The 12,178-nt window shown below is 49.6% G+C and carries 12 protein-coding genes; 4 read left to right on the top strand and 8 right to left on the bottom strand.

Translation table 11 applies throughout. The features are described from left to right. Window positions 1-304 precede the first annotated feature (304 nt). Complete coding sequence (locus tag LQZ21_RS12225) at window positions 305-640, bottom strand: tetratricopeptide repeat protein (RefSeq protein ID WP_411044769.1); 336 nt, start codon at window positions 638-640, stop codon at window positions 305-307. Between the two features lie 82 nt (window positions 641-722). On the opposite strand from LQZ21_RS12225, the gene LQZ21_RS12220 reads away from it, so the two are divergent. Next, window positions 723-3,128: an ATP-binding domain-containing protein gene (locus tag LQZ21_RS12220; RefSeq protein ID WP_411044767.1), complete on the top strand. Its 2,406-nt coding sequence runs from the start codon at window positions 723-725 to the stop codon at window positions 3,126-3,128. Between the two features lie 63 nt (window positions 3,129-3,191). Here the strand turns inward: LQZ21_RS12220 and LQZ21_RS12215 are convergent, their stop codons facing one another. Then, window positions 3,192-4,457 (bottom strand): tetratricopeptide repeat protein, encoded by a 1,266-nt coding sequence (locus LQZ21_RS12215; RefSeq protein ID WP_411044766.1) that lies wholly within the window; start codon window positions 4,455-4,457, stop codon window positions 3,192-3,194. After that, window positions 4,454-4,678: a hypothetical protein gene (locus tag LQZ21_RS12210; RefSeq protein WP_411044764.1), complete on the bottom strand. Its 225-nt coding sequence runs from the start codon at window positions 4,676-4,678 to the stop codon at window positions 4,454-4,456. Before LQZ21_RS12210 ends, LQZ21_RS12215 begins: the two co-directional genes overlap by 4 nt. Window positions 4,679-4,949: 271 nt before the next feature. On the opposite strand from LQZ21_RS12210, the gene LQZ21_RS12205 reads away from it, so the two are divergent. After that, the gene (locus LQZ21_RS12205; RefSeq protein WP_411044763.1) at window positions 4,950-5,945 is read left to right on the top strand and encodes a tryptophan--tRNA ligase; all 996 of its coding nucleotides are present in this window, start codon (window positions 4,950-4,952) and stop codon (window positions 5,943-5,945) included. Here the strand turns inward: LQZ21_RS12205 and LQZ21_RS12200 are convergent. From LQZ21_RS12200 to LQZ21_RS12185, 4 genes are read right to left on the bottom strand one after another with little or no spacing between them, the layout of a single operon-like run. Next, window positions 5,942-6,919 (bottom strand): PSP1 domain-containing protein, encoded by a 978-nt coding sequence (locus tag LQZ21_RS12200; RefSeq protein ID WP_411044761.1) that lies wholly within the window; start codon window positions 6,917-6,919, stop codon window positions 5,942-5,944. The genes LQZ21_RS12205 and LQZ21_RS12200 overlap by 4 nt on opposite strands. A gap of 36 nt (window positions 6,920-6,955) precedes the next feature. Further along, window positions 6,956-7,495 (bottom strand): YaaR family protein, encoded by a 540-nt coding sequence (locus LQZ21_RS12195; protein WP_411044760.1) that lies wholly within the window; start codon window positions 7,493-7,495, stop codon window positions 6,956-6,958. Continuing rightward, window positions 7,488-7,916, bottom strand: a complete 429-nt coding sequence (locus LQZ21_RS12190) for a bactofilin family protein (RefSeq protein ID WP_411044758.1) — start codon at window positions 7,914-7,916, stop codon at window positions 7,488-7,490. The genes LQZ21_RS12195 and LQZ21_RS12190 overlap by 8 nt, the downstream gene beginning before the upstream one ends. 11 nt (window positions 7,917-7,927) lie before the next feature. Beyond that, window positions 7,928-8,962, bottom strand: coding sequence for a M23 family metallopeptidase (locus LQZ21_RS12185; protein ID WP_411044800.1), 1,035 nt, complete (start codon window positions 8,960-8,962; stop codon window positions 7,928-7,930). Between the two features lie 232 nt (window positions 8,963-9,194). Here LQZ21_RS12185 and LQZ21_RS12180 point away from each other — a divergent pair, with 232 nt between their 5' ends. Beyond that, the gene (locus LQZ21_RS12180) at window positions 9,195-10,190 is read left to right on the top strand and encodes a D-2-hydroxyacid dehydrogenase (protein ID WP_411044756.1); all 996 of its coding nucleotides are present in this window, start codon (window positions 9,195-9,197) and stop codon (window positions 10,188-10,190) included. A gap of 18 nt (window positions 10,191-10,208) precedes the next feature. Here LQZ21_RS12180 and LQZ21_RS12175 read toward each other — a convergent pair whose 3' ends face one another. Further along, entirely contained in the window at window positions 10,209-11,138 is a 930-nt protein-coding gene (locus tag LQZ21_RS12175; RefSeq protein ID WP_411044754.1) for a hypothetical protein, read from the bottom strand. 410 nt (window positions 11,139-11,548) lie between these two features. Between LQZ21_RS12175 and LQZ21_RS12170 the strand changes: the two genes are divergently transcribed. Next, window positions 11,549-12,178 (top strand): Rpn family recombination-promoting nuclease/putative transposase (locus LQZ21_RS12170; protein WP_411044753.1); only part of this gene is annotated, 630 nt, incomplete at its 3' end.

Genomic DNA, 12,178 nt, shown 5'->3' with positions numbered 1-12,178 from the left:
GCAATGCTCAGTTCCAACAAAGAAGAGAAAAACCACGAACCACACAAACCTCACGAACCATACGGACAATGTAAGAAATTCACCACGAAGGCGCAGAAGGCGAGGAAGGAAGGAAAGGAATTAAGAATGATGGTGGCGCCAGGCGCCATTGCGCTTAACCGAACTAATGGAATTTAACCACAAAGGCGCAAAGTAGACCGCTGCGCGGTCAATTAAATGAGAAGAAGGGAAGAAAGGAGAATTAAGAATGACGGTGGTGCCAGGCACCATTGCGCTTAACCGCCCCCATGAGCGGTTTGTCTGCCTAGTAATTCGCCAGATTGTTCCGTGCGACCTGATTATTCGGATCAAGCTCTAATGCCCTTATCCAGTCCGCACGAGCGCGGTTCCTGTCCCCTTTACCGTAATACGCAACTCCGCGGTTAAGGTGCGCATTGGCAAAATTGGGGTCCAGCCGGATCGCTTGATTTAAGTCCGCGATTGCTCGATCGTAGTCGCCTTTGCTATTATACGTATTTCCCCGGTTGTTATACGCATCGGCATAATTGGGGTCCAGCCGGATCGCTTGATTTAAGTCCGCGATTGCTCGATCGTAGTCGCCTTTGCTATTATATGTATTTCCCCGGTTGTTATGTGCCATTAATTTCTGAATATTTCTGGATAGATATTGACAAAATATAAAAAGTTCTCTATGGTAATTTATAAAACAAGGAGAAAATTGAATGAAAAACATTGAAAAGATTGCTCAAAGCATAAAAAAATACAGAGAACAGGAAATAAAAGCTAATATACGACACCCAGCATTTGGGCGTTCTGATGGGCGTTTTAACAACGATGAACAAACATTTTGGATTGTTCTAAGTCAGCATAGCTCAGGTGATGCGCTTACAAGTAATGGTAATGATATATCAGTTTCGAGAGACGCACCATTGGGGGCGATCCTTATACAAAATTATGATGGTGAACATAGTTATACTGTACGGGGAAAATTTAGAGGTGAGGTCTATGAAAACACCATAAAAATTTATAACAGGGCAAAATATGTTCCTACTTTTGATGAAGACATTATAGCATATGATATTGTAGTCAATATTTCCAATGATAAAAACACATATTTATATCGAAACCTTTCGGAACTTATCAGTAAACTAGCTTTTATGAATCAAGAAATTAGGAAAACACAAGAAGGATTAGACAAAGTAATAATAGAGCAAGAAGAAGCGCAAAATATTTTAGTAAAGGCTGAATCAGAACGAAAAGAAGCGAAAGAAATATTGTTGGCTATTGCAGAACAGAAGAGAAAAGAGGCCGAAGATTTACGAGGAAAACTCGAAAAAGAAAAACAAAAACAACAAAGCATAGTAATCAGTGCACAGAAATTTATCCGTCAAAATGCCGAATTGCGATGGCAGCCTATTCTTGATCCGAAGCAGGACGCCATAAAACGTGAGAAAATATTTGATGGGGGGACTCTTGTTATTAATGGTGGTCCCGGCACGGGAAAAACCACATCATTAATACAGCGGATAAAATTTCTTACGTCAAGCACAATAGAAGAGTATATAACTTTAAGCACCAAGCAAAAAGAAATATTATATAATCAGAGAACCAGTTGGATATTCTTTTCTCCCAGCAAGTTATTGGCATTATTCTTAAAAAACAGTATGGCTAAAGAAGGTCTTATTGCAAGTGATAATACGGTTAAAGTCTGGGGAAAACAGAGGGATGATATTATACGGTTATACGGGTGGGTTGAAGAAGAAAACCGTGCTTTCAGATTTTACAGACCAGATGGCAATCAGACAGATCATTGTTTGTTCAATAATCAAAGAAGAACGATTGAAATGATTCATGATTTTGAAAAATATTATTTGAAGCGTCAGTTGGAAAAACTACAAAACAAAGCAGATGTTAATGATCATCAAATATCTAATAGCATTAACGATATTGAGAATTTATTACAGGAATGTCTTAAAATTGAAATGCGAAAAAAGCAAATGGAAACCCAAGGGAAAAACAAAGAAATTGATGATGACGCAATATTTAATAAAATATGTTCAACATTATTGAATGATATACCAGCCACATACAAACTGTATAGAAAAGAACAATACAAGCAAGAAAATAAAGATTGGAATATTAGACTTCTTGATGGTTTATTAAAAGATAATGGCAACTCTTTATTACATCAGGACGAACGGTCGTTTTTGATTTGCTTTGTAAATATTTTTTGTCGAAAAATATACAAGCGCTTTTCTTCATACTGGCAAGGACTTAAACACCCTTGTATATCAACCTATAGAGCGCACTGTAAACCGGTTATAGCAATTGATGAAGCAACTGATTTTTCTGCAATAGATTTATTGGCAATGCATAGTTTGGGCCATCCAGAATTCTCGTCAATTACGCTCTCCGGAGATCTGCTACAAAGAATGACAATTAATGGGATAAGGGAATGGGATGATTTTTCAAATGCAGTAGAGTCTTTAAAAATAGAAAATCTTACAATATCTTATCGCCAAAGCCCGACTCTTTTATCATTGGCCCAAAAAATTTACCAATATTCAACGAATAAAAATGCCGAATATATTTCATATATAGGCTACAATCCCATAGAACCTAAACCTTTGATGAAAATATCAGGCAATACGAAAGATAAAATAAAGTGGATTGCAGATCGCGTGAGGGAAATAGATGTTATTTATAGACAATCAGTAGGTAGTCTGCCGTCAGTTGCCGTATTCGTGCCAGAAGAAGAGCATATAAACGATTTTGTCAACAATCTTAATGAACAACTTGAAGGAGATATTCCTGTTTTAGGATGTCCAAATGGAATGGTATTAGGTGACAGCAGTGATGTTAGAGTATATTCAATTGATAAAATAAAGGGACTTGAATTTGAAGCGGTGTTTTTTCATAATCTTGATCAATTGGAAAAGCTGCAAAACAATCTTTTATTGAAATATCTTTATGTAGGGCTTTCAAGAGCTACATTTTATCTTGGAGTGACTCTTTCAAAAAAAGTAGATAATAACCTGCATTTTATTGAAGAATACTTTGAACAAAATGGGAATTGGCAATTAAAAATAAAAGTTGAGAATAGTGAAGCAGAAATTAACGGCGCATAACAGGACTGTTTACGCTTCGCCGCCAGTAGGCGGCTCGGCCTCCGCAACGGCTAGGTCATTCCGCTACGCTCCATTCCCACGCCGTTGCTCCGGCACATTTTGCCAGCCCTGGTCTTTGCTTCGCAAAGCCCTTATTCGGGCTGGCAAAACGTCGTAAACAGCCAAAACGTTATACGCATCGGCATCATTGGGGTCCAGCCGGATCGCCTGGGTATAGTCCGTGATTGCCCGATCGTAGTCCCCTTTGTTCTTATACGCAAATCCCCGGTTGTAATACACAAAGGCATCATTGGGGTCCAGCCGGATCACCTCGGTAAAGTCCGCTATGGCCCGATCGTAGTCCCCTTTGTTGGTATACATAATTCCCCGGTTGTTATACGCAAGGGCAAAATTGGGGTCCAGCCGGATCGCCTGGGTATAGTCCGTGATTGCTCGATCGTAGTCCCCTTTGTTGGTATACACAAATCCCCGGTTGTAATACACAAGGGCATCATTGGGGTCCAGCCGGATCGCCTCGGTAAAGTCCGCTATGGCCCGATCGTAGTCCCCTTTGTTGGTATACATAATTCCCCGGTTGTTATACGCAGCGGCATAATTGGGGTCCAGCCGGATCGCCTCGGTAAAGTCCGCTATGGCCAGTTCATAATCCCCCCGGGTGGCGAACAGGATGCCCCGGTCAAGGAAGGTCCCGGCGGTTTTCGGCGCGGCCTTTTCAGTTTCTCCATACGAGGCGGTTTTGACGGCGGGCTTTTGATTGGCAAGGGCGGTAACCATGCGCCGCAGCGCCGCGTCCCCCCGCACGTCAAGGCGGGTGACGCTGTCCCGGGCCGCGCTTTCCACGTTGACCGCGTTGGCCCGGTAGCGGTAGGGGCCGCCGAGTTCCGTAAGCTGCCCGGTAATCACCAGGTCCGCGCCCAGGAATTTGCCGATGGACCGGGCGCTTTCATCGCTCACCTCTCCGCTCATCTGAAAGTTCAGTTCCCGGTATACATATTCAAGGTTTTGGCGGTCCGCCACCTCCATGTCCCGGTCAACCAGCGCGCCGGTCAGTTCTTCCATAATATAGTCCGAAAGGCCGGCGCTGGGCGATTCCCACGCCACGATTGCCACCCGGCTTCCGGCGGGCAGGTCCGCCGCTATCTTTTCCGCCGACTGCTCGATGGCTTCCCCCAGGCTTACGCCCTCCCCCTCAAAAACAGGGCTGTCGTCCGGCGGGACCGTTTGAGAAACTTGATAGCGGGCAGGGACGGTCCCGCCGCTCCCGGTGGTGGCGCAGGCGGCAAAGAACACAATTAATACCCCGGCAAATGCCCAAAAAGCCTTTTTCATTTTGTATCTCCCTGCGGTAGTACCTTGTAAACACTAAACGGCCATGCATATACAGAATTTAAGAAATTCACCACAAAGGCGCAGAAGAAATTAAGAATGAAAAGTGAAGAGTGGGCATTCTTCCTCATTCCTCCCTCCTCGCTTAAATCTTCTCTCTCCTTTCTCCCCTTCTTCGCCTTATTCGCCTTCGTGGTCAAATTCTCTTTCTTCCCTATCTGCACGGCAAGCCCTATTGTAGTAATTACGGAAAATCTACACAATAGCCGGTCGTCCCCTGCGGCAATTCTTCAACAAAGAAGAGAAAAACCACGAACCACACAAACCTCACGAACAAAAGAGAGAGTTCAGGTATAAATTCAGGAATATCGAAGCAAAAGTTCGTGGTGTTCGTGTCGTTCGTGGTTAATCCTATTCTTCCTGCGTAACATGAGTAACTATGAGGCAATTCCTGCCCTTTACAAAGCGGGCCTTTTCCGGTATTTTATGAGCATTATGAAGAAAATTTCCCTTACCGGGATCAAACCCACGGGGATCCTCCACATCGGTAATTACTTTGGGGCCATAAAACCGGCCCTGGAACTTACCAAAGAGTACGATGCCCGTTATTTTATCGCCGATTATCACGCCCTTAATACGGTGAAGGACCCCGTGGAGCTGACCGCCCATATCCGGCAGGTGGCCGCGGGCTGGCTGGCCTCGGGGCTGGACCCGGAGAAGGTCATCTTTTACCGCCAGAGCTCCATCCCCGAAACCTTTGAGCTTACCACGTTCCTCATGGCCTTTACCGCCAAGGGGCTTATGAACCGGGCCCATGCCTACAAGGCGGCGGTTCAGGAAAACGCCGAAAAGGGGGATGATCCCGATGCGGGGATCAACATGGGGCTTTTTACCTACCCGGTGCTGATGGCCGCGGATATCCTGCTTTTTGATTCCGATGTGGTCCCGGTGGGACAGGATCAGTCCCAGCATGTGGAGATGGCCCAGGACATAGCCCAGGCGGTGAACTTCAACTATAAGGCGGAACTCCTCCGGGTGCCGGAGGTGTCGATTCGGGAAAATGTCGCGGTGGTGCCCGGCCTGGACGGGCGGAAGATGAGCAAGAGCTACGGCAATGCCATTCCCCTCTTTGCCCCGGAAAAGGAGCTGCGGAAGCTCATCATGCGGATAGTCACCAATTCCCAAGGGGTGGAGGAGCCCAAGGAACCGGAGAGCTCCCAGGTATACCTGCTCTACAAACTTTTTGCCACCGCGGAGGAACAAGCGGCCCTGGCAAACCGTTACCGGGCGGGGGGCATGGGCTGGGGGGAGGCCAAGGAGGAACTTTTCCGGGTGGCGAACCGGGAACTGACCCCCCTGCGGCAGCGTTTTGAGGAACTCCTGGCAAACCCGGCGGGGCTCGACACTATCCTGGCCCAGGGCGCGGAAAAGGCCCGGCCCATTGCCGCCCGAACCGTAAACCGGCTCCGTAAGGCCGCGGGGCTAGGCTAAATCCTGGCTTCCTGCGCTCCCTTTTTAATGCTCCAGCGGCCCTCGTTTTTCTCAAAGTCCGTAGCGGTCATTTGGATCTGCCTGCCGTCTTCGGTGACGAGTTTTACCCTTCCCACCACAATATTTACCTCCAGGATTTTCCATAACTCCCCGTCGTAGCTGATTTTACATCCCTCCGGAGGAAAAAGCCGGCGCTGTTCTCCGTAAAAACAGTGTTCATAGGCAAGACAGCAGAGCAGGCGGCCGCAGGGCCCGGATATTTTCATGGAATTCAGGGAAAGGTTCTGATCCTTTGCCATTTTTATGGAGACGGGCTTTAATTTATCCGAGACCATGTGGCAGCAATAGCCCCGGCCGCACACCCCCAGGCCGCCGACAACCCGGGATTCGTCCCGTACCCCTATCTGCCTGAGTTCTATCCGGGTTTTAAAGATGCTTACCAGGTCCTTTACCAGTTCCCGAAAATCGATGCGGCTTTCCGCGGTAAAGAAAAACAGAATTTTCGGTTCCTCCAAAAGATAATGGACCGATACCAGCTTCATTTCCAGATTGTGGGCTTCAATCTTTTCCCTGCAGATCCGAAAGGCCTCTTGTTCCTGTTGGCGGTTGGTCTCGGCTTTATCCAGATCCTCCGGGGAGGCGGGCCGTTCTATCCGGGCCAGCTCCGAAATGATCTGATTTTCCCGTCTCCGGATGGGACCGATTATCTGGGCCAGATCCCGGCCGTACCGGGTCGGAACCATGACCATGGTTCCGGTATCAAGGGATCCCCCCGTATAGGCGGCTAAAAAAGTTTCATGGGAATAAAACAGCCTGAGCCGATATATCGGGGTATCCGGCGCGAGGGACTCAAGGCCTTCCACCGGGGCAACAATAACATCGGTACTTTCCTCATCCGCCGGATTATCTTCCAGTGCGGCGATATCTTCCGCATCCTCCGGTAATATATCATTATAGTTATCCGAACTACCCATACCATCTCCTTTTGGGGGCGGTTCCCCTTCTTTACATTAACGCAATAAATTAACCAAGAGTCCGGTAATTTCATCAACCTTGGCCAGAATTTCCATTTGGGTAACCTGACCGGCCAGGATCCCCGCGGCTAATTGTTCCAGTTTTTGATCCACCACCTGCACCACGGTATAGGCTTTGCACTCCTTGGCAGACTCCCGCGGCCCTTTAAATCCGGCCTTTTGAGAATTGGGAATGCCCCTTTGCCGTTCCACATCAAAGCCGTTTTCTATAATATAGTGAAGAAAGTTTCTAACCGCCCTTTTATACTGCTTTATCTCCTCGGGGAAGGGCCGTTTCTTAAGCGTATCCCCGCTGCTGTGGACCGCATCCAAAAGCTCCTGAAGGGCCGCCTCGGAAGGGGAATACTCCCCCGGAACTTCCGTGGGCTCGTTGGCCTCTTCCAAAAGGGTTGAAAACCGGGACGACCGGATCTGCCCGGCCCGGGCCTTATCCTTTGCTTTTTTTGCCTCCCCTTGAACAGGCGTATAGGGAACCGGGGTAAATAACGGAATCGACCCGTCGGGAATTTTAGCCATTGTCTTGTATGACCGGGGATACTGGTTCGGGCTGCGGCCTCGGTTGAAGTTCAGCGGCGGCCTGGTCCCATTTTTCGTCGGTTTTACATACCGTCACCCTGCCGTGAACCAGGCAGCCTTCGTCGGCCTGGATCCGCCGGGTCACAATATTCCCTAATACCAGTCCGGTAGACAGGATGATCACCCGTTCGCTGGCCACTACATTGCCGTATACTACCCCGCCGATAGTTATACTGGTACCGCTGATATCACTTTTTATCCGGGCTTTTTCACCCACCACCACCCGTCCGCGGGCGGTCAAATTTCCCCGCAGGTTGCCGTCCACCCGGGTGAAGCCCCCGGATTCTAAATCCCCATAAACCGAAGTATCGGGGCCGATAATAGTATTTATCGAGAAATCCTTCCGTTTATTGGCTGACATGGCAATACTCTTTAAAGGCCGTTTCGGGAATTGTTGGAACGAATGGTGATAAATTTGAAGGGATCCACCACATCGGAACCGATATGGACCTCGTAATGCAAGTGAGGACCGGTAGAAAGCCCCGTATTACCGATATAGCCGATAATTTCCCCCTGTTGCACCCTTTGACCGGTGGTTACCCGGAATGATAACAAATGGGCATACCGGGTATAAAACCCATGCTTATGACGGATAATGATATAATTTCCAAACCCTCCCTGTTCACTATCCACGGTAACCACCTGTCCGTCGGCGGTGGCTACAATAGGATCCCCCTGACGGTAGGTGGACAGGTCAATTCCCTTATGGATATAATATTGACCGGTAAAGGGATGTATGTTCTGTCCGAAAAACGAGGAAATATGGCCGATGCCCCCCTTTATGGGCCATATACTGGGAATTTCCGTGAGCAGCGTATTCTGGGAGTCCAGGATGGTCCTGAGTTCCTGCAAGGGCTCTACCGCGGCGGAAAGATACGCCGCCAGCTGCTGCACTTCGGTCACCTCCTGCAGGGTCCCGGTAGAGAGCTCCCGTATATCAAAAAATGAAGATAACTCCCCTGCGGCGCTCCCGGCATTACCGCCGGAGGCATCGGTCCCCAGGGTGGAAAGGGTGTTGGAAAGGGTCGCCTGGAATCCCCGGGACTGGCGCAGAAGCAGGGCTATCTCGTCCCGCAGCTGATCCAGGCTTGCCTGGGCATCATTCAGCCGGGGATCGTTATCCGTCAAGCCCCGTCTGGTTCCACTGGTGGAAAGGCCGTAGAAAAAAAACACCCCGGCCATGCCGATAAATATAAGCACAAAACATAGCAGCGAAAAAACAGTTACCTGTAAATTGTATACCCTTTTCTCCGAATGGGGTACCACCACCACCGTATAACGCTGGGTAATCACCCTGCCGGAGGCTTTAAGCAATGTAAGCGCCCGCCTGCCCGCGGCCCGGGCCGCGCTTTTTATCCCCAATACCAGATTATTCTCAACCCGTTTATATTTATGGACCGATGCCACCATCTGCTCCTCTATAAAACCGACCGGCGGCGCCTTTTCAAAACCCCACCTAAGTTTTAGATTAGCTTTTAGTATAACAAATTAAAAGGTTCTCTGTCAAATATTCCCTGCAGGCGTATCCCGGGCAAAGCATTTACTTTTTGCCCGGGATACGCCTAATCGTCTTTACCGGTACGGGGGAATTCTTTGGCGGCTGTTGATTTTATCTATTATTTCCCCGTATGCTGGGGGTATGGAATACAGTAACAAAAATTCCGGCAAGGGGATTATAGTGGTATGCCTGCCCCGGGCACGGATAGCACCGGAGGCGGTGGAAAAAATCAAGGCCGGGGGAGACGGCAGGGAGGTTTTTATCGCCTCGGACGAAAAAGAGATGGAGCCCCTCGTGGATCGAGTGGAAATAGGGTTTGGGGATGTCCCCTTCTCCCTTATTTCCCGGATGCCCCGCCTCCAATGGGTACAACTCTGGTCCGCCGGGGCGGATTGGCTTCAGCAATACCCCGAATTACGGGGACTTCCCTTCAAACTGACCTCCACCTCGGGGATGCATCGTCAACAGATCACCGAGCACGTCTTTGGGATGCTCCTTGCCTGGAACCGGCAGCTTCCCCAGGCCTTTGCCTGCCAAAGCCGCCGCGAATGGCGCAAGATACCCATGGAGGAAATGTCGGTTTTAGAGGGAAAAACGATGCTGATCCTGGGCTACGGCGCCATCGGGGCGGGGGTCGCCCAGGCGGCGTTGGTCTTTGGGATGTCGGTGATCGGGGTCCGCCGGAGCGGTCCCCCGGTTCCCCGGGAAGAAAACGGCGTTACGGTAGTCTCCGCGTCAAAAGTGCGGGACCAACTCCCCGCCGCGGACGTGGTGGTGAACATCCTTCCCCTGACTGAAGAAACCCGGTATTCCTTTGGCGCCGCGGAATTCGCCGTCATGAAGAAAACCGCCCTCTATATCAATGTCGGCCGGGGGGCCACCACGGATCAAGGGGCCCTTCTGGAAGCCCTCAGGACCAAGACCATAGCCGGGGCCCTCTTGGACGTTACCGATCCGGAGCCCCTGCCGAAGGATTCACCCCTGTGGGATCTGGACAATCTGATCCTCACCGGTCACTATGCGGGCTTCCATCCGAATTATAATGACATCGCCCTCAATATAGCCCTGGACAACCTGGGCCGTTATATCCGGGGAGAACCGCTCTTAAATCTGGTGGATAAATCCGCGGGGTACTGAGCCGCGCCGGACCCGGCTCTACTGGTACATGATGATGTAGGGCCGGGGAGTAAGTTCGATCACCTGTTTGGGGGTGAGCAGGGGCTGGTCGTATCCCGCGCCGGGAATGCCAAAATTGTAGAACAGCTTGAACCCCTTGATCGGCATATTGGTGGCCTGGGCATTGTAGGCGTAGGAGGCTGCTTTCAGGGTGGGAGATCCAAAACCATCCGCGCAGTGCACCAGCCGGACCCGGGGAAAGTCGCTTTTCACCTTTTCCCGCTCTTGAATCATCCGCCAATTAAACTGATGGATTACCAACAGCCGTTCTCCGGGTAAATTATGTTCCAGGAGGTAATCTTGTATCACCTGTTGGGCCCGGTTGATCTCATCGGCGGTAACGCTGCCGATCTCCTGCATGGGTTTGGTGGTACGCCATTCCGGGTCCAGGGCCAGGTGGACATTGGGATACCGGAGATAGGGCAGCATCTTCTTGAGGGCATCTATGGGGTCGTAACGGCCTATCTGGTGATCAATAAATATCAAAATGTCCCGTTCCAGGGCATATTGAATATACTCCAGTAAAATTGATTCCTGCAGTATACCAATCTCCCCCTGGGGCCACACGGTCCCGTAAATAAGGTAAAAAGCCTTCCGTACCCCCCGGCCGCCGTTGACCGCCCCATACTCCACGGCTAATTCCGAAAGCCGGGTATCCAGATCAGTGATAGAGTACCTTCCCAAAATTCCCATTCGTTCCGACCGGGGATGGCCGTAAAAAGCCAGAATATCATCGTTGAGGATGATGGACTCATCCTGCCCGGCAACCTGAGGCTCCACCACGATTTCCGATTCGGATGCTACCCAATAGGGTTTAAAATTCTCCTCGTGCCGGGAGGTTTTTATCGCATCCGTATAATATATCGAAGGAAAAAGCCGGTATACCCCTTCTTTACCGGCATCTAACATCGGGTTTCCGGAACTCAACAGGGGGCCTGGTACATTTTCAGCCGCCGCATTCCCGGGCTGAAATAAAAACAAAGCAGACTGGATAATGAAAAACAAGAGGGCCCTCCCCAAAGTGAAATTTCGAGGATTTATCCATACCTGGCGCTGCCGCTGCTGAGAAATCGGGGAAGTTATCATTATTCTATAGTATCGGCAAAAAAAGAAAATTTATAAGTACCTTGTTATCAAAAGAATTTAACCACGAACCAACACGAACTACACGAACGAAGAGAGTGAGAAGGGAGGAAGATGTCGTCTCCTCACTCCTAATTCCTAACTTCTCTCTCCCTTTTTCTCTCATTTTTTCATATTTTTTCCCAAAAACTAAAGCACCCTGCATCCCCGTGCCTTATTACTCCAGGAGGTATTTCATGGCTATCCACAAACCGAAAGATAATAGCTTTAAACTCATCCTCGATGACCACCGTCTCTTTGTCGACTTCCTTCTCCGCTTTATCCCCCTCCCCATCTTCAACGCCCTCTCCCCCGACGATATCGAAGATGTCAGTGAACGCTTCCTCCCCCTTCTCCTCGAAAACCGGGACTCCGATACCGTCAAACGGATCTCCCTCAAAAATAATCCCCCCCTCTTTGTCATCGCCATCGTCGAACACGAGTCCCAGGTCAATTTCCGCGCTCCCTTCAAGATGCTCCAGTACATCACCCTGGTCCTGGATAAGTACGAGAAGGAGGTCAACCGGGAACATCCCGGCCTTACCTCCACCAGGGACTTCCGTTATCCGCCAGTCCTCCCCTTGATCTTCTACGACGGCCCCGCCCCCTGGACCGCCGCCCGGAACTTCGCCGACCGTACCGCCCTCAAGGAAATCTTTGGCGATTATATTCCCTCGTTCAACTATGAGTTGGTGGAGTTAAACAAATACGGCTTTGAGGACCTGAGCCGGTACCAGGACGCCCTGTCGCTGTTATTGCTGGTGGACCGGATTCAGAAGCGGGAAGAGTTAGAGGAACTGAAGGGATTACCGGGAGACTACTGGGAA

The sequence above is a fragment of the Treponema sp. TIM-1 genome, from assembly GCF_046533115.1.
Lineage (GTDB): Bacteria > Spirochaetota > Spirochaetia > Treponematales > Breznakiellaceae > JAIRMO01.
This window is presented reverse-complemented; position numbering and strand designations above follow the sequence as displayed.